Origin of the sequence: Mesorhizobium sp. NZP2234, from assembly GCF_013170765.1 — a bacterium.
Taxonomy (GTDB): domain Bacteria; phylum Pseudomonadota; class Alphaproteobacteria; order Rhizobiales; family Rhizobiaceae; genus Mesorhizobium; species Mesorhizobium loti_D.
Window position 1 is genome coordinate 4,617,303 of the sequence record NZ_CP033364.1, and the last position, 23,351, is coordinate 4,640,653.

At 62.7% G+C, this 23,351-nt stretch carries 26 protein-coding genes and 1 tRNA gene; 4 read left to right on the forward strand and 23 right to left on the reverse strand.

Going from position 1 to position 23,351, the window contains the following annotated elements; translation table 11 throughout:
* Positions 1–866: 866 nt before the first annotated feature.
* The 3 genes from EB230_RS22860 to EB230_RS22870 form a co-directional block, all read right to left on the reverse strand.
* Positions 867–943 (reverse strand) — tRNA-Pro (locus EB230_RS22860).
* 109 nt (positions 944–1,052) lie between these two features.
* Positions 1,053–1,514: a YbaK/EbsC family protein gene (locus EB230_RS22865; RefSeq protein ID WP_172374009.1), complete on the reverse strand. Its 462-nt coding sequence runs from the start codon at positions 1,512–1,514 to the stop codon at positions 1,053–1,055.
* 226 nt (positions 1,515–1,740) lie between these two features.
* Positions 1,741–2,025, reverse strand: a complete 285-nt coding sequence (locus EB230_RS22870) for a helix-turn-helix transcriptional regulator (RefSeq protein WP_056562449.1) — start codon at positions 2,023–2,025, stop codon at positions 1,741–1,743.
* A gap of 283 nt (positions 2,026–2,308) precedes the next feature.
* Here EB230_RS22870 and EB230_RS22875 point away from each other — a divergent pair, with 283 nt between their 5' ends.
* Entirely contained in the window at positions 2,309–2,923 is a 615-nt protein-coding gene (locus EB230_RS22875; protein ID WP_172374010.1) for a hypothetical protein, read from the forward strand.
* 766 nt (positions 2,924–3,689) lie between these two features.
* Here EB230_RS22875 and EB230_RS22880 read toward each other — a convergent pair.
* The 7 genes from EB230_RS22880 to EB230_RS22910 form a co-directional block, all read right to left on the reverse strand.
* Positions 3,690–3,992, reverse strand: a complete 303-nt coding sequence (locus EB230_RS22880; protein WP_056565430.1) for a hypothetical protein — start codon at positions 3,990–3,992, stop codon at positions 3,690–3,692.
* 105 nt (positions 3,993–4,097) lie between these two features.
* Entirely contained in the window at positions 4,098–4,637 is a 540-nt protein-coding gene (locus EB230_RS22885) for a MerR family transcriptional regulator (RefSeq protein WP_056562455.1), read from the reverse strand.
* 212 nt (positions 4,638–4,849) lie between these two features.
* Positions 4,850–5,173 carry an integration host factor subunit alpha gene (locus EB230_RS22890; RefSeq protein ID WP_010915609.1) on the reverse strand — a complete coding sequence of 108 codons (324 nt, stop codon included), beginning with the start codon at positions 5,171–5,173 and terminating at the stop codon, positions 4,850–4,852.
* A gap of 102 nt (positions 5,174–5,275) precedes the next feature.
* Positions 5,276–6,247: a beta-ketoacyl-ACP synthase III gene (locus EB230_RS22895; protein ID WP_056562459.1), complete on the reverse strand. Its 972-nt coding sequence runs from the start codon at positions 6,245–6,247 to the stop codon at positions 5,276–5,278.
* 9 nt (positions 6,248–6,256) lie between these two features.
* Positions 6,257–7,327 (reverse strand): phosphate acyltransferase PlsX, encoded by a 1,071-nt coding sequence (gene plsX / locus EB230_RS22900; RefSeq protein ID WP_019857626.1) that lies wholly within the window; start codon positions 7,325–7,327, stop codon positions 6,257–6,259.
* 113 nt (positions 7,328–7,440) lie between these two features.
* The gene (locus EB230_RS22905; RefSeq protein ID WP_056562462.1) at positions 7,441–7,989 is read right to left on the reverse strand and encodes a DUF177 domain-containing protein; all 549 of its coding nucleotides are present in this window, start codon (positions 7,987–7,989) and stop codon (positions 7,441–7,443) included.
* Positions 7,989–8,534, reverse strand: coding sequence for a ubiquinol-cytochrome C chaperone family protein (locus tag EB230_RS22910; RefSeq protein ID WP_056562464.1), 546 nt, complete (start codon positions 8,532–8,534; stop codon positions 7,989–7,991). The genes EB230_RS22905 and EB230_RS22910 overlap by 1 nt, the downstream gene beginning before the upstream one ends.
* A gap of 114 nt (positions 8,535–8,648) precedes the next feature.
* Here EB230_RS22910 and EB230_RS22915 point away from each other — a divergent pair, with 114 nt between their 5' ends.
* The 3 genes from EB230_RS22915 (at position 8,649) to EB230_RS22925 (ending at position 10,868) form a co-directional block, all read left to right on the forward strand.
* Positions 8,649–9,164 carry an outer membrane protein assembly factor BamE gene (locus tag EB230_RS22915; RefSeq protein ID WP_056562468.1) on the forward strand — a complete coding sequence of 172 codons (516 nt, stop codon included), beginning with the start codon at positions 8,649–8,651 and terminating at the stop codon, positions 9,162–9,164.
* 158 nt (positions 9,165–9,322) lie between these two features.
* Positions 9,323–9,868 carry a dTDP-4-dehydrorhamnose 3,5-epimerase family protein gene (locus tag EB230_RS22920; RefSeq protein WP_056562471.1) on the forward strand — a complete coding sequence of 182 codons (546 nt, stop codon included), beginning with the start codon at positions 9,323–9,325 and terminating at the stop codon, positions 9,866–9,868.
* Position 9,869: 1 nt separating this feature from the next.
* Complete coding sequence (locus EB230_RS22925) at positions 9,870–10,868, forward strand: glycosyltransferase family 2 protein (protein WP_172374011.1); 999 nt, start codon at positions 9,870–9,872, stop codon at positions 10,866–10,868.
* Between the two features lie 82 nt (positions 10,869–10,950).
* Here the strand turns inward: EB230_RS22925 and EB230_RS22930 are convergent, their stop codons facing one another.
* The 13 genes from EB230_RS22930 to nrdR form a co-directional block, all read right to left on the reverse strand.
* A complete protein-coding gene (locus tag EB230_RS22930; protein WP_056562478.1) occupies positions 10,951–13,092 on the reverse strand; it encodes a sodium-translocating pyrophosphatase in 2,142 nt (713 codons plus the stop codon).
* 261 nt (positions 13,093–13,353) lie between these two features.
* The gene (locus EB230_RS22935; RefSeq protein WP_056562481.1) at positions 13,354–14,103 is read right to left on the reverse strand and encodes an ABC transporter permease; all 750 of its coding nucleotides are present in this window, start codon (positions 14,101–14,103) and stop codon (positions 13,354–13,356) included.
* Positions 14,100–15,038, reverse strand: a complete 939-nt coding sequence (locus EB230_RS22940; protein ID WP_056562484.1) for an ABC transporter ATP-binding protein — start codon at positions 15,036–15,038, stop codon at positions 14,100–14,102. Before EB230_RS22940 ends, EB230_RS22935 begins: the two co-directional genes overlap by 4 nt.
* Positions 15,035–16,234, reverse strand: a complete 1,200-nt coding sequence (locus tag EB230_RS22945; RefSeq protein WP_171883319.1) for an ABC transporter permease — start codon at positions 16,232–16,234, stop codon at positions 15,035–15,037. Before EB230_RS22945 ends, EB230_RS22940 begins: the two co-directional genes overlap by 4 nt.
* A gap of 18 nt (positions 16,235–16,252) precedes the next feature.
* On the reverse strand, positions 16,253–17,164 hold the full coding sequence (locus tag EB230_RS22950; RefSeq protein ID WP_056562487.1) for an ABC transporter substrate-binding protein: 912 nt from the start codon (positions 17,162–17,164) through the stop codon (positions 16,253–16,255).
* 174 nt (positions 17,165–17,338) lie between these two features.
* A complete protein-coding gene (locus tag EB230_RS22955; RefSeq protein WP_056562489.1) occupies positions 17,339–18,556 on the reverse strand; it encodes an MFS transporter in 1,218 nt (405 codons plus the stop codon).
* Entirely contained in the window at positions 18,553–19,053 is a 501-nt protein-coding gene (gene nusB / locus EB230_RS22960; protein WP_056562492.1) for a transcription antitermination factor NusB, read from the reverse strand. Before nusB ends, EB230_RS22955 begins: the two co-directional genes overlap by 4 nt.
* Positions 19,050–19,544, reverse strand: a complete 495-nt coding sequence (gene ribH, locus EB230_RS22965; protein ID WP_056562495.1) for a 6,7-dimethyl-8-ribityllumazine synthase — start codon at positions 19,542–19,544, stop codon at positions 19,050–19,052. Before ribH ends, nusB begins: the two co-directional genes overlap by 4 nt.
* A 253-nt stretch (positions 19,545–19,797) precedes the next feature.
* Positions 19,798–20,310 (reverse strand): GNAT family N-acetyltransferase, encoded by a 513-nt coding sequence (locus EB230_RS22970; protein WP_056562499.1) that lies wholly within the window; start codon positions 20,308–20,310, stop codon positions 19,798–19,800.
* A gap of 2 nt (positions 20,311–20,312) precedes the next feature.
* Positions 20,313–20,606, reverse strand: a complete 294-nt coding sequence (locus EB230_RS22975; protein WP_056562503.1) for a DUF1778 domain-containing protein — start codon at positions 20,604–20,606, stop codon at positions 20,313–20,315.
* Between the two features lie 480 nt (positions 20,607–21,086).
* Positions 21,087–21,704, reverse strand: coding sequence for a riboflavin synthase (locus tag EB230_RS22980; protein WP_172374012.1), 618 nt, complete (start codon positions 21,702–21,704; stop codon positions 21,087–21,089).
* A gap of 12 nt (positions 21,705–21,716) precedes the next feature.
* Positions 21,717–22,847: a bifunctional diaminohydroxyphosphoribosylaminopyrimidine deaminase/5-amino-6-(5-phosphoribosylamino)uracil reductase RibD gene (gene ribD / locus EB230_RS22985; RefSeq protein ID WP_172374013.1), complete on the reverse strand. Its 1,131-nt coding sequence runs from the start codon at positions 22,845–22,847 to the stop codon at positions 21,717–21,719.
* A gap of 2 nt (positions 22,848–22,849) precedes the next feature.
* Positions 22,850–23,329: a transcriptional regulator NrdR gene (gene nrdR / locus EB230_RS22990; protein ID WP_056562515.1), complete on the reverse strand. Its 480-nt coding sequence runs from the start codon at positions 23,327–23,329 to the stop codon at positions 22,850–22,852.
* Positions 23,330–23,351: the final 22 nt, after the last annotated feature.

The window sequence follows — 23,351 nt, forward strand, 5'->3', positions numbered from 1 at the left end:
TGCATGCTTCGGCCATATTAGTATCAGTGCATAGATTTGCCAGCCGGCGGTTCGGTCCCTAAACAGTCCGCCGGTCAGGCCCGGTGTCCCAATTCATCCCAACGCAGGCACCGGGCCGCCTTGAGCTTCGGTAATCCCGGGATTTTGGTCTCGACCCAAGCGTCGACGAGATGTCCTGAGCCGGCTTCGTTCCATGCTGCCACTTGCGGTCGAGCTTGCGCTGCGCAATACTACCTCTTGGGGTAAAGGGTTGCAGGGGAGTAGTATGCCAGTCTACGATGTCGCAGAAATGCGCTACGATCGGGTAATCAGGTGCAAGGCAGTCGAAGCGACTAGTCCTGCCGTGGCCGCATCGGAAATGAATGCCTGCGAGGCGGCCTCTCAAAGATGGGCGAAGGATTGGATTCGCGTCACCGATGAGGCTCGCGGGGAAGTATTCGCCTACACGGTCGCTCGCCAAATGAATTCGGCTCAACCAGCATCCTGAAAATACAAATGTTGGCTCGCAGTGGTGACCAGCCCGCTGCTGGGACTTCTTTGGGGGTGCAGCGGGCTGCGGGTGTGGACACCCAAGGAACAGCGAAGGGCTGAATCGGTTCGCTGTTCGCGGTCAACATATGAGATTTCGGCTCAACGGCGCGACTTACGGATTCGTAAGGAGCAACCTCTCTCGCCCGCGGCGCTGCACGTTCGGGGAAATTTGCACGGCGAATTCCGGAATCGCCGAACCAGGAACATTCGCTGTTTGTGAGGGACTTTTTCGGAACTTCGTGTTCCGAAACGGACAACTGGAGCGCCTTTCGTTTCAAAAACGAGAAAGGCGCCCAAGGCGCCTTCGGTAAAAACCAGGGATTTCAAGGAACTAATGGTCGGAGTGGCCGGATTCGAACCGACGACCCCTTGACCCCCAGTCAAGTGCGCTACCGGGCTGCGCTACACTCCGGACCGGTCGCGATGTATCGTGATAACCCTGCTCGGGTCAACCGAATTCCGCGACTATCTTGCAGGTAGATTTGTGAGACAATGGCGGCCCAGTGCGTCAGTATCTTACCTTAAGCCTGGCACACATCGACCCATTCCGCACCGATAAGATCGACCATGCGCTGCGGGGCGATCCGTACCGCGGCGTTGGTGGCGCCGGCGGCCGGCACGACCTCTTCAAATTCGCGCAGGGACACGTCGCAGCAGACCTGCAGAGGTGCCGGCAGGCCGAACGGACAAACACCGCCAACCGGATGGCTCGTGGCAGCCACAACTTCCTTCGCGTCCAGCATGCGCGGCTTGCCGCCGAACCGGTCCTTGAACTTGCGGTTGTCCAGTCTGGCGATGCCGCTGGTCACGACCAGCATGGTCCGGTCGCCGACGCGCAGGCAGATCGTCTTGGCGATCTGCGCCGGAAGGACGCCATGCGCTTCCGCCGCCAGCATCACCGTTGCCGAACTCGCTTGCGTGACGATGACTTCGACATCAGGCGCATGGACGGCAAAGAACGCACGAACGGATTCCAGGCTCATATCGAAAACTCACGGTTCAAATCCGACGCACAAGCCGCCCGACACACTATTCGCCCGACACACTGGGCTCCCATACACCAGGCGATTGGCGCAAATCTGGGTGCGGCACGTATAAACACGCGCGATTCATGAATCGGCAAGCCCGGCCACCGAGGAACGTCGATGCATCAACAAGAAACCCGCCAAGCGGGCCTTGGCGGGTTCCGCGGCATGGCTGTCGCCGGTTCTATGCTAGGGGTCGACCTTGTGCGGCCGGTGTCGGTGCAGCGAAAGCAATGAGAGCATCCTGGGGTAGCCGAAGCGCGGCCGCGATACGACGCAGCTTCGCCGGATCGGCAGCCCTGCCGTTCTCGATGTCCTCAATTTCGCCGACCGCGAGTCCGCAGGTCAGGGAAAGCTCTTCCAAGCTGTATCCGCGGGTTTCCCGCAGTGCTCTGAGGCTACTGGAATCTGACCCGATCTCGCTGACTAGCGGTTCGGAGAGGGCATTGATTTTTGCGTTTTGGGGCATTGGCAACTCCGGTGGCTGAAAGAATTTGATCAAAATGGAGTGTTGCCTGAGACGAGCAGGAAGATGCCCGCTCGCCAGTGATTTGCCAAGAGCCAAACGGACCGTCACGCTATCGTGAACCGGAAGCCTTCGCACCGGCTTACGCACATCGGCACCATCAAGTTCTTTTGAACACCCGGCACCTTTTTGCTCGACGGTTTAGGCCCACCTGTTCGTTGTTCTGATGCACTGGCGTGAAAACCATCCGGTTCCAGCCAGGCCATTCCCCAGAAGGATATCTGCAATGAACGTCAAGGCATCCCTCCTCGTGCTCGGCACGATCTCCAGTCTTTTCATCGCCGGTGCGGCGAGCGCTCAAGCGGTGGACGCGTTGCGCGTTCGTGGTACTGTGATCAGCTTCGAGCCCTCACTGCTCACCGTCAAAACCCGCCAGGGCAACACCTCGGCGATCAAGCTCAATACCGGCTGGAAGATCTCTGGCGTCGCCAGCGCCTCCGAAAAGGACATCAAGCAAGGCGATTTCCTCGGCATCGCTTCCGTTTCAAAGGCGGATGGCGGCAGCGGGGCGCTGGAAGTCGTGATTTTCCCCGCTGCCTTGAAAGGCACCGGCGAGGGTGACCGCCCATGGGACCTGCAGCCGAACAGCCGCATGACCAACGGCACGGTAGCGGACGTCACCGACATAAGCGGGCGAGCCGTGACGCTGACCTACGACAATGGGCAAACCAAGAAGATTTCGATCCCCGACAGCACGCCTGTCGTGACCTTTGCCCCGGCCACGCCGACCGATCTCAAGCCAGGCGCAACGGTCTTCGTGACGGCCCAGCGTGAGGCTGACGGGACGCTGAGTTCCAGCCGTGTCGTGGTGGGAAACAAGGGCGTGGTCCCGCCGATGTAGCCAAACAGCCGGAAGGAGCGCGGCTTTTCAGGCCTGGTGGTGATGGCCGGCAAGCCAGCTTCTTCAGAAACAGTCCAGAAATAAAATTCTACAATCGGGAAATACTGACGAAAAAATTCGGGAGCGTAATCCCATGCGCGGCGGTCGGGCTATCGACCCGATGTATATCTGCCCGCGAAAAAAGGAAACGATCCATGAAGAAGTCCCTCCTCTCGGCTCTCGGGCTTGCAGTTGCAGTTGCTTTCACGGTGCCGGCTATCGGCGTGACGAGCGCGGATGCGGCCCCGATGGCGAAGCATCATCGTCATCATCACCACCATCGTCATCATCACCGCCATCACCATCACCACCATCATCACCACCACATGAAGACGATGAAGAAGGCCTGACACCACACTGCCAACGAGAAGACCGGCCTTGGCTTCTTGTTCAGGGCCGGTCTTCTCCTGGTCGCACTGCCAGGCCCGACATGAACCGGGCCTCACACTTCGCCACCCTCGGCGATCGGCTCGATGTCGAAGGCGGCGCTGTTTTCGAGGGCGCAGGCCACTGTCTCGTACTCTCGGGTGCAATGGCGCCTATAAGGACGCCACCGACGGGGACGGCACGGTCTATGGCCAATGCAGCCAGACCGCGCAGGTTTCGCCCCAGACCAAGATCAAGCTCGCCAAGTAACCACCGGACGGCAATAAGAATGGCGGCTCGCCCTTCGGGTCGGCCGCCATCTTTCTTGGTTGAATCCCTTGTCTTATGACCGGAGGGATCCTCAGCGCCGGCTGAAAAGCAGGCTGGCGACCAGGCCGAGTACCACAAGGCCGACCGCGGCGGTGGCCGCCGGGTGGTCGCGGGCCGATTTTTCGATCACCCTGCCCTGTTTGCGGATTGCCGGCATGGCATCCCGCAGCCGTCCAGCAAGATCCGAGTATGTATCAAGAGCGGCATCGCGACCGTCTTCATAGTACGCGCCACCCCGTTTTAACGTTGCCCTGCGCAACGCCGCGAGTTCCCTTGAGAGGGCCGCGACCTGCTTTTCGAGGTCGATGTCCGAAAGGGTCGAGAATGATGCCATCATGCGTTTCCTTGTCTTGCTGGACGACGTCTTGCAGAAGGAAACGTAACGCCTCACCCGAAGGCGAGTTCCGGCCCAAAGGCTTCAAAACGCGTCGTGCGGCGGTCAGCGCACCTGGTCAAGCAGACGCTTGCATTCCAGCAGATCGAACAGCGCCTCCTGCAGCAGCGCGCGGTTGTCGCGCGAGAGTTTCGACGCGTCCGGCTGAACCGGACCTTCCTCGTCGCTCTTGCCCAGGCCAAAAAAGCGGCGACTGGGCTTGACCCTTGGCTGGCCAACCAGCTCATCATCTCCACCGCGCGGCTGCGCCGCCGAGGTCAGCGGCACTTGGTCGGCCTGCTTCCGTTGCGAGATCGCCTCGACGGCCGCCATGTCACCATTACCGATGGCGACCAGGAAATGATTGCCGTTTTCGCGCAGCAGCTTCTGCACGCCCTTGATCGTGTAGCCCTGGTCGTAGAGCATGTGGCGGATGCCCTTGATCAGTTCGACATCCTGCGGCCGGTAGTAGCGACGGCCGCCGCCGCGCTTCATCGGCTTGATCTGGTTGAAGCGCGTCTCCCAGAAGCGCAGCACATGCTGCGGCAGGTCAAGATCTTCAGCGACCTCGCTGATGGTGCGGAAGGCGTCAGGGCTCTTGTCCATGGGCGAAATCCTCACGCTGGAGCGTGACCCGGAACGGCATTCAGCGAGATCAGGCTCACCAAAGAGAAAAGCTCATTCCAGTCGCGCGGAATGGACCATTCGCGGAACACCAATCCGGCCATGCTGCCGAATCGGACCTTATTTCAGCGGTTTGTGAAGCAATATTCAAGCCCCGCGTCATGGCGGCGCCGGTTTTCAACCGCCAATGGAGGCTATTTGCCGCCCTTGGCCTTGCTGTTCTGATGCGAGCGCAGGATGCGGTTCTTCAGCACGTTGGACGATTTGAAGGTCATCACCCGACGCGGCAGGATCGGCACCTCTTCACCGGTCTTGGGATTGCGTCCGATGCGCTCGTTCTTGGAGCGGACATGAAACGTCGCGAAGGACGACAGCTTGACAGTCTCGCCACGCACGATGGCTTCGCAGATTTCGTCCAGCACAGCTTCGACGAGTTCGGCGGATTCAGTGCGCGACAGACCGACCTTTCGATAGACGGCCTCCGCAAGGTCGGCACGCGTAAGTGTCTTTCCCCCCATGCGACCGTCCCATCAGCTCAAACATAAAAATCGGCACAACAACGGCTGAGCCTAAGTAATTGATCCGGCAAGGTCAAGGACCGAAACCGACCCGTTCGGCACTTACCAGCGAACCAGAACAGCACCCCAGGTGAAGCCGCCGCCCATCGCTTCCAGGAGGACCAGGTCTCCCTTCTTGATGCGACCATCGGCAACGGCCACCGACAATGCCAGCGGCACGGAAGCCGCCGAGGTGTTACCGTGCAAATCGACCGTAACCACCACCTTTTGCTCGGCTATCCCGAGCTTCTTGGCGGAAGCGTCAATAATTCGTTTATTGGCCTGGTGCGGCACGAACCAGTCGAGATCGTCAGCGGTGATGCCCGCGGCCGAGAAGGTCGCCTCGATAACGTCGGTGATCATGCCGACCGCGTGCTTGAAGACCTCGCGGCCTTCCATCCTGAGATGGCCGACCGTTCCCGTGGTCGACGGTCCGCCATCGACGAAAAGCTTGTCCTTGTGCGCGCCGTCGGAGCGCAGGCTGGCCGCCAGAACGCCATGGTCGGCAATCGTGCCGGCCCCCTCGCCCGCTTCAAGGACCAGCGCGCCGGCGCCGTCGCCGAACAAGACGCAGGTCGAGCGGTCATTCCAGTCGAGGATGCGCGAGAATGTTTCCGAGCCGATGACCAGTACACGCTTGGCGAGGCCGCCACGGATATAGAGATCGGCTGTCGTCACCGCATAGACGAAGCCCGAGCACACTGCCTGCATGTCGAAAGCGAAGCCGTGATGCATGCCGAGCCTGTTCTGGATCTCGACTGCAGTAGCCGGGAATGTGTTGTTGGGCGTCGATGTCGCCAGCACGATCAGGTCGATGTCGTCCGGCGTCAGCCCGGCATTTGCAAGGGCGGCGCGGGCCGCGGCCTCGCCCAGGGAAGCCGTCGTCTCGTCGTCGGCCGCGATATGACGCTGGCGGATGCCGGTGCGCTGGGCAATCCACTCGTCCGAGGTTTCGACCATGCCCTCGAAATCGGCATTCTTCATGATGCGGCGGGGCAGCGCGGCGCCCGTGCCGCGCACGACTGATCTGATCAAAGTTCTTTCCTATTCCTTCGCGTCGGTAACGACGTCGGATTTCCTAGATGACAGGGCACGCGGGTTGCGTGCGTGAAACAGGTCCAGGTCGGCCTCGATCCGGTCAAGCAGATTGTTGCGAACCATGTCGTAGCCGAGTTCGATCGCGGCGGCGAACCCGTCCGAATCGGCGCCGCCATGGCTTTTGACGACGATGCCGCTCAGCCCCAGGAAAACGCCGCCATTGGAGCGGCCGACATCCATCTTTTCGCGCAGGCGATCGAAGGCACCCTTGGCGAAGACATAGCCGATCTTGGCCATCAGCGTGCGGCTCATGGCGGCGCGCAGATACCCTGCTATCTGGCGCGCGGTGCCTTCCGCCGTCTTCAGCGCGATATTGCCGGCGAAGCCTTCGGTCACCACCACATCGACCGTGCCCTTGCCGATATCGTCGCCTTCGACAAAGCCATGATAGTTCATCGAGGCCATGTTGGCCTCGCGCAGCATGCGTCCTGCTTCCTTGACCTCTTCCTGGCCCTTGATCTCTTCCACGCCGACATTGAGCAGGCCAACCGTCGGTCGGGCGATGCCGAACACGGCGCGCGCCATGCCGGTGCCGAGAATGGCAAAATCGATGAGCTGTTGCGCATCGGCGCCGATGGTGGCGCCGACGTCCAGAACCACGCTTTCGCCGCGCAATGTCGGCCACAATGCCGCGATCGCCGGGCGATCGATGGTCGCCATGGTGCGCAGGCAGAATTTCGACATCGCCATCAACGCGCCTGTGTTGCCGGCGGAGATGCAGGCGTCCGCCGCACCCGACTTGACCGCTTCGACCGCCTTCCACATCGAAGACTTCCAGCGGCCATGGCGCAGCGCCTGGCTGGGCTTGTCGTCCATCCTGACCGCGATCTCGCAGTGGAAGAATTCGCTCACCTCGGCCAGTTTGGGGAACTTGGCCAGTTCGGGGCGCACCAGTTCCTCACGCCCGTAGATGACGAAGCGGATGTCGGGACGGCGGGTCGCGACCGTCATGAGCGCCGGAATGACCACGGCTGGTCCGTGATCGCCGCCCATGGCATCGATGGAAATCCTGATCACGCGGTATTTATCTCACGGTTATGCGGCAGGTCGCTTTAGTGATCGCGAAGGTTCGGCGAAAATAGCGGTTTTGGGTTTTCACACAACCGACTTTTCCATCGCGGGCGAGGTTTTCAGGATTTTCCCAGCAAGGATCGCAGTTTTTGCTGGAATTCGTTCTCAGCCGCTTCGGTCCTACCGCCGGCGTCCAACGAAGCGCCCGGCTTGCGCGGATAAGGGTCGATCGCCAATCCGAAGAACTGTTCGGCGAGTGCCCCGACATCGATGGTGTCGCCGGAAAATGTTTCGGGACCGTCGGGCCCGTCCGCATCGAGAAGTATCTCACCGCCGCCTTCGAATCCCTGCCGTCCGAGCTTGGAGTCCTCGGGCAACAGCAGCGCCTCGACCGGCTCGTCGATATGCGCCTGGACCGGATCGAGCGTGACGATGCAGGCCTGGGTGATGTCGGCCTCGACACGGCCGCTGACCTTCACGCCATTGCGCTTCCAGGACGCCACCAGGAGTTCCGCACGATAGGCTTCCACCGAAAGCAGCCCATGCTCCCCGGCGAGCGCCGCGCGCTGGGCGGCATCGGCCTCGATCACCACGGGCAGGCCCTTCTGCGGCAGCCGGGCGACGTTGGCGAAAAACGATACCGGGCTTCGCGTATCAGCGTGTTTCATCAAGCTCCTCCCTTGGCGAGCGGAAACGTCGCCGTACCGGAAACGATTGATTCGGACGGCTGCGCGGCCAGTTGCCGGCAAGCATCGACAACATAGTCGGCCAATTGCGACGCCTCGGGCCACGCGCCGGCGTCGGGCCGGACATTGCGGGCAAGGGCCGCGGTCAGCCCGTCATGGTCGTTTCTTTCCAGCGCATCATCATAGGCAGCGGTACGACCATAAAACATCTTCGCCAGCTTCTTCATGCGTTTGGGCACGCCAACATCGCCAATGCCCAACTCCCGCAGCGAATGATCGACGTCGAGGAAGAACTCGTCGATCAGCACCTGGGCGATTTCCTGCGTCACTCCGTCTTCACCGCGCAAGCGATGCTGGAACAGGAACATATGCAGCGAAAGCATCTCGAAACGGCCTAGCGGCGTGTCCGGTACATTCCAGTGGGAATAAAATACAGTCTGCCGCGCCGCTGCCACGATTTGTGCGTAGAGCGCGTCGGTGATGGCGCGGTTGGCATGGCGTTCGCGACCAAAAAGGCGCTGGAACATGGGGATGGTCTCCGGGGACCGTTTGTTGAATTGGCCTTGTTGCATCGGCAGGCAAGCTGGTTTACCGGTTTTGCGGCCCAGCGCAAGTTGCGGCGATATAATGGAGAATTGTTGTTGCGCGCGCTGAATTTCAAGTCGACCTTCTCGTCCAGGCCTGCTGGCGCGATCTCACTGCTGCTCGTCGTATCGGCGCTCTCGGCATGTCATACCAACAAGATGATCGGCGACCTCAATCCAAGCGAGACGTTTACGCAAGGGTACGTCTATGACCAGCAGGCCGTCGATTCGGTGCCTGTCGGTTCCAGCCGCGAGCAGGTGCTTCTGGCGCTTGGCACGCCATCGACGACAGCGACGTTCGACAACGAGGCGTTCTATTACATTTCGCAAACCCGCAAACGCTATGTCGCCTTCGACAAGCCCAGGCTCGTCGACCAGAAAGTGCTCGCGGTCTATTTCGGGGCCGACGGCCGCGTCAGCCAGATCGCCAATTACGGCTTGAAGGACGGCAAGATTTTCGACTTCATTTCGCGCACCACGCCGACTGGCGGCAAGGACCAGAACTTCCTCAGCCAGATCATCAACGGCGCGAGCAAGCTGGCGCCCGGCATTCCGGGCGGTGGAACTCCCTGATCATCAGAACCCGCTTTCCCTTGGGAAAGCGGCAACATCTCAGGCGACCGAAAACCCGTGGGAGCGATCTCACGGGTTTTTGTTTCGCCAAGGCAAGGCCAGCTTGCCAGCAATGGGGCAAGCCCTTATCAAATCCCCTGGGCTTTGGTTTTTTGAAAATGAGCAGTGGCGAACGCATAGCGCCGGACGGCTGGATGGCCACCGGCACGCCTGACAGGCAAACCGTGACCTCGGACTGGCTTGCCGTCGATCCTCCGGCAATCGACGGCGTCAGGGTCAAGGAAATCAGGCCCGTCGCGACGTCCAACGGCTATCTCACCGAGGTATTCCGCGATGAGTGGGATCTCGACCGGTCGCCAGTCGGCCAGGTCTTCCAGCGCACGATGTATCCAGGCGCGGTAACCGGCTGGCATGCGCATGAGGTGACGCTGGATCGGCTGTTCTGTTGCGTCGGGAGCGTGCGCATATCGCTCTATGACGGCCGAAAGGCCTCGCCCAGCTTCGGCACTGTCTGGCACAAGATCGTCGGCGCGCTACGACCGGCGATCGTCATCATCCCGCCCGGCGTGTGGCACGGTGTGACGGCGCTCGGGCCGGAGATCGCCCTGCTGCTCAATCTCGTCGACAAGGCCTATGCATATGACGCGCCTGACCATTGGCGCCTGCCGCCGGACACCGATCACATCCCCTACAAGCTGGTGTAGCGTGGCGCGCCCCGGCCAGTCCGATGCAGCCGGGCAGAAGCCGCCGCTCGTCTCGGTGGTGATCGCAACCCACGACCGCCCGGCCGCCTTGCGGCAGGCATTGCGCAGCGTCCTGGGTCAGACCCTGCAGGACTTTGAAATTCTGGTGATAGGCGACGCCTGTCGCCCCGACACGGCGGCGGTCATCGCCGAATTCGCCGATCCGCGCATCGTCTATATCAACCCGCCGGCCAATTTCGGCGAGCAGTCCGGCCCCAACAATATCGGCTTTGCCAGGGCACGCGGCCGGTTCGTCGCCTTGCTCAACCATGACGACCTCTGGTTCCCGGACCATCTCGCGGCGACCACGGGATGGATCGATGCGACCGGCGCCGATGTGGTGATCGCAAGGGGCGTCGTTGTCGAACCACCGCTGGTCGATGGCAAGCCTGTCAAGAACTCGATCTTCGGCGTCGGCAAGGATGGATTCTACGATCCCGTTGACACGGTAGGGTTTGGCTCGGCGCAGGTAGTCCGGCTGATATCGCTGGACTGGCTCGGCCCCTGGCGCCCCGCCAGCCAGTGCTTTTGCGAGGCCTCGCAGGACTGGCTCTTCCGGGCCTGGCGAAAGGGCGCGGTCATCGCGACGATGCCGCATCTGACCGTGCTCAAGCTGCATTCCGGCAATCGCAAGGGCAGCTATGTCAAGGACCTTGCGACGGAACAGGAAGAGCTCGTCGCGGCAATGGCGATGCCCAACACCTTGCGGGTGAGAGTTCTTGTCGGTGCCGACGGACCGCCTCGCTCGACAAGAGCCACCTATCTCAGGCGCAGATTGCTCGCGGCTTGCGGCATCCACCCCAGGGCGCGTTCCTTCCGTCATCGACACAAACGCGGCGCATTCGTCGCGCTGCTGCGCGAGATTCGCGGCCTCCCGCCAATGCCCGAGCGCGAGCCGGGTGTGCAGGAACTGTCGGAGATCTACGGCAGCCGCCCGGACACGGACGCCAGCGGCGGCTGAAATCCCGTCGAAGCTGACGCATCAAAATGAAAAGCCCGCGGGGATCGCTCCCCGCGGGCTTTTTGGACCACCGACCCGGCGGTTAGCCGTGCGCGAGCACGGCCAGCAGCAGGAGGGCCACAATGTTGGTGATCTTGATCGCCGGATTGACCGCGGGGCCCGCGGTGTCCTTGTAGGGATCGCCGACCGTGTCGCCGGTCACCGAAGCCTTGTGCGCCTCGGAGCCCTTGAGGTGCTTGACGCCGTCCTTGTCGGTGAACCCATCCTCGAACGACTTCTTCGCATTGTCCCAGGCGCCGCCGCCCGAGGTCATCGAGATGGCGACGAACAGGCCGTTGACGATAACGCCGAGCAGCGAGGCACCGAGGGCCGCGAAGGCCGATGCTTTCGAACCGGAGATCAGCAGCACGCCGAAATAGACGACGAGCGGCGCCAGCACCGGCAGCAGCGACGGGATGATCATCTCCCGGATCGCCGCCTTGGTCAGAAGATCGACCGCACGCGCATAGTTCGGCTTGGACGTGCCTGCCATGATGCCCGGATCTTCGCGGAACTGCTTGCGAACCTCCTCGACGATGGCGCCCGCCGCGCGGCCAACGGCCGTCATGGCGATACCACCGAACAGATACGGGATCAGACCGCCGAAGATCAGGCCGGCGACAACGTAAGGGTTGGAGAGATCGAAGGAGATTTCGCCCATGCCCTGGAAGTAGGGATATTTGTCGCCATTGGCGGCAAAGAACTTAAGGTCGTTCGAATAGGCCGCAAACAGCACCAATGCGCCGAGGCCTGCCGAGCCGATGGCATAACCCTTGGTCACGGCCTTGGTGGTGTTGCCGACCGCGTCGAGCGCGTCGGTGGAGTGGCGCACTTCCTTGGGCAGGCCCGCCATTTCGGCGATGCCGCCGGCATTGTCGGTGACCGGGCCGAAGGCGTCGAGCGCCACGATCATGCCGGCGAGGCCGAGCATGGTGGTGACCGCGATCGCCGTGCCGTAGAGGCCGGCGAGCTGGTAGGTCGAGATGATGCCGCCGACGATGACGATGGCCGGCAACGCCGTCGATTCCAGCGAAACCGCGAGGCCCTGGATGACGTTGGTGCCGTGGCCGGTGACCGAAGCCTGGGCGATCGAGTTGACCGGGCGCTTGTTGGTGCCGGTGTAGTACTCGGTGATCACCACGATCAAACCCGTCACCACGAGGCCGATGAGGCCGCAGATGAACAGGTTCTTGCCGGTGATGACGATGCCGGCGACAGTGCCGACCTCGCCCCAGCCGAGCGTTGCCGAAGTGGCGATGGCGAGGCCGACGATCGACAGCAGGCCGGTGACAATGAGCCCCTTGTAGAGGGCGCCCATGATCGAGCCATTGGAGCCGAGCTTGACGAAGAAGGTGCCGACGATCGAGGTCAGGATGCAGGCGCCGCAGATGGCGAGCGGATACAGCATCGCAGTCTGGAGAACGGCGGTACCGCCAAAGAAGATGGCGCCGAGAACCATGGTGGCGACGACCGTCACCGCATAGGTCTCGAACAGGTCGGCCGCCATGCCGGCGCAGTCACCGACATTGTCGCCGACATTGTCGGCGATGGTGGCCGGGTTGCGCGGATCATCTTCCGGGATGCCGGCTTCGACCTTGCCGACCAGATCGCCGCCCACGTCGGCACCCTTGGTGAAGATGCCGCCGCCGAGGCGGGCAAAGATCGAGATCAGCGAGGCGCCGAAGCCGAGCGAGACCAGCGAGTCGATGACGATGCGGTCATTGGGCTGGAGGCCCATGGGGCCGGTCAGGATCAGGTAGTAGATCGAGACGCCAAGCAATGCCAGGCCCGCCACCAGCATGCCGGTGATGGCGCCCGACTTGAAGGCGATGTCGAGACCGGCGGCGAGGCTGTTGGACGCCGCCTGCGCGGTGCGCACATTGGCACGCACCGAAACATGCATGCCGATGAAGCCGGCGGCGCCGGACAGGACGGCGCCGATCAGGAAGCCGATCGCGGCGGTGATAGAAAGCAGCCACCAGGCGAGCAAAAGCACGACCACGCCGACGATGGCGATGGTGGTGTACTGGCGCGCCAGATAGGCTTGCGCGCCTTCGCGGATGGCGGCGGAGATTTCCTGCATGCGTGCATTGCCCTGATCGGACGCGAGAACCGATCGTGTCGCCCAGATAGCGTAAAGGACAGAAAGCAGACCGCAGGCGATGACGGCGTAAAGTATGGTCATTGCCAAATTTTCCTCGATTGTTGGCCCAAATGAACCCCTCCCTGGGCCGTTGAGACAAAGACCGGAATCCGCGCACGGAATCCACCTCTTCGCATCGGTGTATGCGAAACAGGGCTCGGAACGTCAAGATATTGTTCAGTTTTTGCCCGGCTTTCGCCCAAAAGACAAAGCCGCGACCACAGTGCCCACGTGGGCCTTTCATTTAGATCGATTGAAATGACGCATCGGAATCATTGCGACAGGACGGCCAACTCCCAAGGATTATTCCGCCTCGCGGCCCATTCGGCGTGCCGTGTAGCGTTCGACCGCCGACAGACCGTCATAGATCAGCACGGCAAGGGCCGCCACGATCAGGCCACCCTGCAGGATGAAGGCAAGGTTGTTGGACAACAACCCGGCGATGATCACCTCGCCCAGCGTCTTGGCGGCCACGGTCGAGCCGATGGTCGCGGTGGCCAGGCTGATCACCACCGACAGCCTGATGCCGCCCAGGATGATCGGCGCGCTCAGCGGCAGTTCGACCTTGGTGAGCCTTTGCCAGCCGGTCATGCCGGCGCCACGCGCCGCCTCCATGACGTTGGCCGGCAGCGTCGTCAGTCCGGTCAGGGCATTCTCGAAGATCGGCAGCAGGCCATAGAGAAACAGCGCGATCAGCGTCGGCTTCTCGCCAAAGCCGACAGCCGGCACGGCAAGCGCCAGCACCGCCACCGGCGGAAAGGTCTGGCCGATGTTGACCAGGCTGCGCGACAGCGGCAGGAATTCGGCGCCGGCTGGCCTGGTAACGAGGATGGCCAGGGCCACGGCAACGATGGTCGCGGCGACGGTGGCGATCAGCACGGTGCGCAGATGCAGCAGCGTCAACGTCAGCAGGCTGCCTTGATTGTAGATCGCGGGAGCATTGTTTTCGGTCAGCGGCTTGAGCAGTGGCTCGAACCAGCCTGGACTGGTGACAAAGGCCACGAGCAACACCACCAGGGCAAGCCTCAGCAGCAGAGGCAGCCAGGCTTTCATGCCGGCCTCGCCGCGCGCTTGACCAGCCCGTCCACCGTGACGCGGCCGAGCGGTTTGCCGTCGGCGCCTTTCACCGGCAGCGCCGGCCGGCCCGACCACAGGAGTTCGGCCAGCGCATCGCGCTGGCTTGCATCGCCAGGGATCGCCTCGCCATCGGCGGTGCCCTTTTCCACCGCGTCACGCACCCGCCCGAGCGACAACAGCCTGAACGGTCTCTCGCTGGCGCCAACCAGGGTCTCGACAAAGCTGCTGGCCGGCTTTGCCAGGATCTCGGCGGGCTTGGCGTATTGCACGAGCTTGCCGGCATCCATGACAGCGATCTTGTCGCCCAGATGCACGGCCTCTTCCATGTCGTGAGTGACGAGAATGATGGTGGTGCCGAAGCGCTTCTGGATCGCCAGCAGGTCTTCCTGCGCCTTGGTGCGAATGATCGGGTCGAGTGCGCCAAACGGTTCGTCCATCAGAAGCACGTTGGGCTCGGCGGCGAGCGCCCGGGCCACCCCGACACGCTGCTGCTGGCCGCCGGACAATTCGTGCGGGTAGCGCGGCCCGAATGCCTCGGGATCAAGCTGGTAGAGCGTCATCAGTTCGTCGACGCGGGCCTTGATACGGGCCTTGTCCCAGCCGAGCAGCACCGGCACGGTGGCGATGTTCTGCGCCACGGTGCGATGCGGAAACAGGCCATGGCCCTGGATGGCGTAGCCGATGCTGCGTCGCAGTTCGTAGCCGGGCACCGAACGATTGTCGGCGCCGTCGAGCTTGATGATGCCGGCGGTTGGCTCGACCAGCCGGTTGATCATGCGCAGCAACGTCGTCTTGCCGGAGCCGGAGGTGCCGACAATGACACAAACCGTGCGTGGCTCGATGACCATCGACACGTCGTCGACAACGGTGGTCGCATCATAGCGCTTGGTAATGCCTTCGATCTCGATCATGCCGTTTCAACCCTGCGCCTGGTGGCGGTCATTTCGATCACCGCATCGAGGATGATGGCGGCGGCGAAGGCGAGCGCGACCGTCGGCACCGCGCCAAGCAGCACCAGGTCCATCGCCGTCTGACCAACGCCCTGGAAGACGAAAACGCCGAAGCCGCCGCCACCGATAAGCGCGGCGATGGTGGCGAGGCCGATATTCTGCACCAGCACGATGCGGATGCCAGTGAGGATCACCGGAAAGGCCAGCGGAAATTCGACGCCGAACAGGCGCTGGCGGTCCGTCATGCCCATGCCGCGCGCGGCGTCGTTGGCGGCACGCGGCACGCCGGCGAGACCGACAACCGTGTTGGCCACCACCGGCAGCAGCGAATAGAGAAACAGGGCGACGAAGGCAGGTGCGGTGCCTATGCCGCGAATGCCGAGTGCGGCAGCTCCGGGCACATGCGCGGCGACCCAGCCGAGCGGAGCGATCAGCAGGCCAAACAACGCGATCGAAGGAATGGTCTGGATGATGTTGAGCACGTTGAGCACGCCGGCGCGCAGCTTTTCGACGCGGTGGCAGAGGATGCCGAGCGGCAGGCCGACGATCACTGCCGCGGCCAGCGAGCCAAGTGCCAGCGTCACGTGCTTGGAGCCCTCGGCCCAGAAACTGTCGGCACGGTTGGCGTATTCCTTGAGGATGGAAAGGTCGTTCCAGGCCCCCGACACCAGAAGCAGGCCGACCGCCACCGCGGCGGCGGCCAGCACACCGACACGCGCCGATGGCGACAAATTCAGGCGCGTCAGGACGTCGGCCAGCAAGAGCGTGAACGCAAAGATGAGAATCCAGAAACCGGAGGCCGGAGATACTCTGGCAAAGGTGTTGCCGGCCGGCGTCAAGAACGTGCCGGCGACGCCGACAAGCAGCGCGAGCGCGGCAAGCGCGACCACACCGGCGGCAAGGCGCAGCCCAAGCGGTGTCCTGAAAAGTGCTATGAGCGCCGCCACGACCACGATAGCCAAAAGCAATGCCCCGGCGGTTGCCGGCAGCGCCTCGAGAATCGAACGCGCCTGGCCGGGAACGATCCGGTTGGCGCGGAGCGTGGCGAAGGGGGCGAGGAACGCTGCATAGGCGGCGATCGCGGCGATGACCACGCCGAGCTTGTCGAAACGGATTGACACGCCCTCCCCCGTCGGTCGTTCCGGCGCGCCACGCATGCGGCGCGCCGGAATCGCCTACTTCAGAAAGCCGTTCTTCTTCAGGAAGTCCTCGGCGACGCCCTTGACCGGCTCACCGCCGACCTGCACGCGGCCGTTCAGCTCCTGCAGCGTGACGAGGTCGAGCTTGGCGAAGACCGGCTTCAGCAGCGTCTCGATCTCGGGATGTTCCTTGAGCACGGATTCGCGGATGATCGGGGCGGGTTGGTAGACCGGCTGCACGCCCTTGTCGTCCTCAAGCACGACCAGGCCGGACGGCGCGATGCCGCCGTCGGTGCCATAGACCATGGCAGCGTTGGCGCCACTGGTCTGGTTGGCCGCCGCGGCGATAGTCGCCGCCGTGTCGCCGCCCGAGAGCGTGATCAACTGGTCCGGCTTCAGGGTGAAGCTGTAGGTGGTCTGGAAGGCCGGAAGGGCTGCCGCCGAATTGACGAACTCGGAGGACGCCGCCAGCACCACCTTGCCGCCGCCGGCGACGTATTTGCCGAAGTCCGACAGGGTGACGAGCTTGTTTTCGTCCGTCACTTCCTTGCGCAGCGCGATCGCCCAGGTGTTGTTGGCCGGCGCCGGCGACAGCCAGACGATCTTGTTGGCATCATAGTCGAGCTTCTTGGCCGCCTCATAAGCCTTGGCGGCATCCTTCCAGACCGGGTCATCGGCCTTTTCGAAGAAGAAGGCGGCATTTCCGGTGTATTCGGGATAGATGTCGATCTCGCCGGCGGTGATCGCCTTGCGCACCACCGGCGTGCCGCCGAGCTGGATGCGGTCCGTTGTCTTGATGTTGTTGGCGTTGAGCACGAGCTGGATGATGTTGCCGAGTACGCCGCCCTCGGTGTCGATCTTCGAGGACACGACCACCTGGGCACTGGCGGAAGCCGCCGTGATGCCGAGCGCGAGCGCCGCGCCAGCCAGAGCCTTGATTGAAAACATTGTGAAAATCCCTTGCTATGAACCGGAATCGGGTCGCCGCATATGAGCATGGCCCAAACGCGGCGTCGGGGCATACGGTTTCATAAGAGCAGGTATCAGCGCAATAATTTTGTTCTGAAGCGGCGACTTCGACCGAAGCCATCCTGACAGCGTCATGTCACCTCAAGTCGAGGCTCAGGCGTCGGATTTGCGCGGGCCCGTCAGTTTCAACGTGCCAAGTGCCAAAAAGCACAGAACGGTGACCGGAAAGATCATCCAGTTGAGCATCTCCCAGCCCCAGGCGTTGTAGACCATGCCCGACAGCAGCGACGCGCAGGCGACGGAGCCGAACAGGGCGAAGTCGTGAAAACCCTGCACCTTGCCCTTTTCCGACGGCCGGTAGCTGGCAGCGACCATGGCGGTGGCGCCGATGAAGCCGAAATTCCAGCCGAGACCGAGCAGGATCAGCGATGTCCAGAATTGCCACAGCGCCAGGCCCGACAAGGCTACCGCAGCGCAGCCGATCAGCAGCAGCAGGCCAATGGCGACGATGCGCTCGGCGCCAAACCGATGGATCAGCGAGCCGGTGAAGAAGCTCGGCGCGAACATCGCCATGACGTGCCAGGAAATGCCCAGCGTCGCATCATTCTCCGACAGGCCACAGCCAACCATGGCCAGTGGCGCGCCGGTCATGACGAAGCTCATCAGCGCATAGCAGCCGACGGCGCAGAACAGTGCGGCGACGAAGCGCGGCCTGGTGACGATTTCGGCCAGGGGTCTGGCATCGCCGCCGGCAACATCAACCTTGCTGGCGGCCTTTGCCGGCAGGCGCAGAAACGACAGGGTAACGGCTCCAACCGCGGCAAGCGGCAGGATAGCGGCGAATGACCCGGCAAACATCACCGGCGCGAACAGTTCACGGGTGAAGATGACGATCTGCGGCCCAAGGATGGCGGTGACGATGCCGCCGGCCAGCACGAAGGAGATGGCGCGCGCCTTGAACTCCGGCGGCGCGTTGTCGGCGGCGGCGAAGCGGAACTGCTGGACGAAGGCACCACCGATGCCGATCACGAGCAGCGCGAACGCGAACAGCCAGAAACTGCCGTGGAAAAGCGCCAGGGTGGCGATCAGGCCGCCAAGCGCGGTGACGACGGTTCCGGTCATGAAGCCGCCGCGCTGGCCCAGCCGGCGGATAATGGCCGCGGCCGGCAAAGCGCCAAGCGCCACGCCAAGGTTGAAGCCGGTGATCGGCGCCGTCGCCAACGACTTGTCGGCGCCGAGCAGGTATTGCCCTGCCAGTGCACCCATGGAGATGGCTATGGGTGCAGCCGAACCGATAATCGCCTGCGAGGCAGCGAGGATCAAAGCGGTGTGCCGCGCGTCCCTGCCCACCTCGACAGTGGTGGCTGTCACGATGCGTCCTTGCCGCGCCCCTCGCCGCGCACCCGGCGTGACACGCGGTCGAGCACGGCATTGACCAGCTTCGGTTCGTCTTCCTCGTAAAAAGCCTTGGCGATGTCGACATATTCCGAAACGATGACCGCCACCGGCACGTCTTCGCGCTTCATCAATTCATAGACGCCGGCGCGCATAATGGCGCGCAACGTCGAATCGAGCCGAGACAGCGGCCAATCATCGGTCAGCGCCTGGCGGATGATTGGATCGATGGTCTTCTGGTTCTCGACGACGCCGGTCAGGATGGCGCGGAACCATTGCGCATCCGCCTCGCGATAAAGCGCGCCGTCGACTTCCTTGCCAAGCCGGAACGCCTCGTATTCGGCGGTGATCTCGAAGACGCCGCTGCCGGCGACATCCATCTGGTAGAGCGCCTGCACGGCAGCCAGACGGGCGGCACCGCGCTTGTTGGCGTGGCGTATCGCGGGCTGTCCGGGCGAAGCGGGTTCGCTCACGATCGCGCTCCCAATTGTTCCTTGAGGGCGATCATGGTCAGCGCCGCACGCGCGGCAAAGCCGCCCTTGTCGCCCTCCGAGCGCTTGGCCCGCGTCCATGCCTGTGCATCGTTCTCGGTGGTCAGGATGCCGTTGCCGATGCAGACCGAATCCTGCACGGACAGGTCCATCAGCGCGCGGCTGGATTCGTTGGCGACGATGTCGAAATGATAGGTGTCGCCGCGAATGACGGTGCCGAGCGCAACGAAACCGTCGTAATTCGTGCCGCCTTCCGCCGCACCGTCCAGAGCGAAAGTAATCACTGCGGGAATTTCCAGCGAACCTGGAACGGTGATGACATCGTAGGTCGCGCCCGCTTCATCGAGCGCGCTCGTCGCGCCTTCGAGCAGCGCGTCGGCAAGGTCGTCGTGGAAGCGCGCTTCGACAATCAGCAGATGCGCCTTCGCCTTCGGGCGAATGAAGGCTTTGCCGTGTTGGGATGTGCCTGCCATAAAAATCTCCGGGGGGTTGCCGGTGACTTAGGCCGAAGCCGGATTGATCGCAAGCGGAAGATTGCTGGAGGTGTGTCGGGCTTATCGCCGCTTTGGGGAAGGCGCCGAGATCGGACAGTCCGTACCGAGGCTTTCAGCCCAGTCAACAACGGCTTCGTGATCCACCACACGGCCGGCATCCACATCGGCCGATGCTTCCCACGTGAGGCGCTCTTGCTCTTTGGAATTCCTGCTTTCCATCACAGTCACTTCCTCATTTAAACAGCTCTGCGATATCAGCCATTGGCCGAAACAGCTTCTTAGGCTGATCGGGAAATGACAGAAAGCTTTCTCGTTCGTAAAAGCGGCGTGCGTTCTCATCCTTTGCGTCGACAATGACAGCGAACGAGGCAATCTCGCTGCGGAGCGATCGAAGCAAGGCATCGGCCAGGAGGTATCGACCGTAACCCCTGCCCTGTTGCCGTCGATCGACTGCCAGACGTCCGAGAAGCGTTGCCGGAATGAGCCGATAACGCGGCAGCTTACGGACAGTTTGGACAGGCCATTCGCCGACATCCACCGCAGTCGATGAGAGCGTGTAAAAGCCACCAATAGCTCCATCCGGCATGACCAGTACGAACGGCGCGGCAATGTTTTTGCGGGCCTCTTGTCCGGCCTGCATCCGAAGGTATCGATCGAGTGATTCTACACCGCTTTCAAACAAGGTTCTGTCGTGCTGCGGACCAAGCACTTCAACTCGCAAAGAGGCCTCGGTCGAGCCCGTCACCCTCAGGTGCCAGTGGCGTGGCGATACCGACGCACCGTATCGCGCAGGCGGTCGTTTACTGGTTTCGGATTGACGAGGGCATCCACGAAGGCCTGGCTGTCACGAACGGATAGCTCCAGGCGCTGATGCTCCTCGATGGTCCGGCGGGCAGCCTCCTGAACGCTCGTCAGCACGAAGTCCGTTACCGTGCGGCCCTGGAGCGCCGCAGCGTGCTCGATAAGGTTCTTCTGGTCGGCCGTGACGCGAGTTTCAAGACGTTCGCCACGAACACGGCCACGCGGTGGGTGTGCAGTCATCGTCGTTCTCCTGGCGACAATGTACGGCCAATGGCCGGAAGTTTCAAGGTCGCCATGAGGTACCGGCGCCGTTCAGACCGCTCGCCGCCCCTGCCGAGCGACAAAGACCATGATGTCGTCAAACATGTCTTCGAAGGAGCCGTGAGCGCGTTCGGCTTGGCGAAGTTCGCCAACAAGTTCCAAAACAGAACCCATATCGATCGCACCGCGCGATATGGCCCAATCCTGTGATGGAAATCCTTCGGACATCCGGATCGGAAGAACGGGCGTATTTGAAGCAGACATCCTGCGCAAAACGCCAGTCATCGTGCCACGATATGCTGAGTATCGCGCGGATTTGCTCCCCGACATCGCCGGAAAGCAGATCTTTGTAGGTCTTGGAGCTGTCGAGATATCTGACCGCTTCGTAGACAAGGTTTTCAGTATCTTCGATCAATTGCTGCCTTCGGGACGGCTCGCGGAATATCGACCAAGTGACCGCTACAAGCCCTCTTTCGCCGCCTCCGCCAGTCGCGCCGCGTAGCGCGCCATGGTGTCGATCTCGAGATTGACGCGGTCGCCGACCTTGCGCTCGCCCCAGGTGGTGACGGTCAGCGAATGATGGATCAGCAGCACGTCGAAGCGGGTGCCCTCCACTTTGTTGACGGTGAGCGAGGTGCCGTCGAGCGCGACGGAGCCCTTTGGCGCGATGAACTTCGCCAGGTGGCGCGGCGCCTCCAGCGTGAAGCGCACCGCGTCGCCCTCGTCCTTGCGCTCGATGATCTCGGCGGTGCCGTCGACATGGCCCGACACGATGTGGCCGCCGAGTTCGTCGCCGATCTTCAGCGCCCGCTCGAGATTGATCTTGGTGCCGGATTTCCAGCTCGAGGCCGTGGTCAGCCGCAAGGCCTCTTCCCAGGCTTCGACCTCGAACCAGCGCGCGTTCGAGCCATGTTCGGGCAGCGCCGTGACCGTCAGGCAGACGCCGCCGCAGGAGATCGAGGCGCCGATGGCGATGGTTTCGGGATCATAGACGGTATCGATGCGCAGGCCGACGCCTTCGCTGAGCGGCTTGACGGCCGCAACGATGCCGATATCGGTGACAATTCCTGTAAACATCAATGCCGATCCCTAGAGGTCTCTTATCCACTCGGCGTAGGTGTCTTCGCCGAAGCGCATCTCGCGCAATTTGCGAAAGCCTGCCGGGATATGGTCAGCATCGACCGGCGATGCAATGCCGTCCTCGCCAATCGCCTCCGGCCCCTGGAACAAGACGATGCGGTCGACCAGCTCTTCGTCCAGGAATGCCTTGGCGACCTGGGCGCCGCCCTCGACCAGCACGCTTGCCATGCCGAGCGCCCCCAGGTCTTCGAGCAGTTCCGGCAAGGCAACCACGCCGTCATGCGTTTCAGTGCCTATGAAGCGTACGCCGGCGCGTTCCAGCGCGGCGCGGCGCTGCGGATCAGCCTCAAGACAGGCAGCGACATAGAGCGGCACGCGGTCGACACCGGAAACCAGCTTCGAGGCTTCCGGGAGCCGTATCTGGCGATCGAGGATGATGCGCGCCGGCGAACGGTTTTCCAGTCCAGGCAGGCGCACGGTCAGTGCCGGGTCGTCTTCCAGCGCCGTGCCGACGCCGATCAGGATAGCGTCCGACTCCGCGCGCATCAGATAGACGTCGCGGCGAGCGACCTCGCCGGTGATCGCAACCTGGCCGGCGCCTTTCCTGCCGATCTTGCCATCGCTCGAAAGCGCAAGCTTCAGCGTCACTTCCGGGCGTTTTCGCAGGGATCGAATCAAATAGCCCGCCATCTGCTCGGCGGCTTCCACGGCCAGCACCTTCTCGACCACCTCGATGCCTGCGGCGCGCAGAATGGCGTAGCCCTTGCCGGAGACGCGCGTGTCCGGATCGCTGGCAGCCCCTACGACGCGCGCGATGCCGGCATTGACCAGCGCATTGGCGCAAGGCGGCGTGCGGCCGTGGTGGGCACAGGGTTCCAAAGTGACGTAAGCCGTGGCGCCACGCGCGAGCTCGCCGGCCTCGGCCAGCGCCTCGGTCTCGGCATGCGGACGGCCACCGACGGCGGTGACGCCGGTGCCGACGATCATCGGCCCCTCGCCATCATCGCGCACGATGATCGTTCCGACCGAAGGATTGGTCGAGGTCCTGCCCGCATTCTTGCGAGAAAGCCGCAGGGCCGCGGCCATGAAACGGCGATCAAGGGCCGCTTGTCCGGCCTCGCTCGGTTGCGGTGCTGCCATGCTCAGCCGGCGTCCTCTTCGGTCTTGTCTTCGTCGCCCTTCAGTTCGCCCAGCAACTCGTGGAAATCCTTGGCCTCGCGGAAATTGCGGTAGACCGAGGCAAAGCGCACATAGGCGACGTCGTCGAGCGATTTCAACGCCTCCATGACCAGCCGGCCGACCTCGCCGGAAGCCACTTCCGTCTCGCCGGAGCTTTCGAGCTGGCGCACGATACCGGTCACCGCGCGGTCGATGCGCTCGGGATCGACATTGCGTTTGCGCACCGCGATCTCAACCGAGCGCAGCAGCTTGTCGCGGTCGAACGGTACTTTCCGGCCCGACTTCTTGACCACGACCAGATCGCGCAACTGCACGCGTTCGAAGGTGGTGAAACGGCCGCCGCAATCGGGGCAGACACGCCGCCTGCGGATCGCCGCGCCATCCTCGGCGGGGCGCGAATCCTTCACCTGCGTATCTTCGGACTGGCAATAGGGACAGCGCATGAAAAGCCTTGGGTTCGCGAAT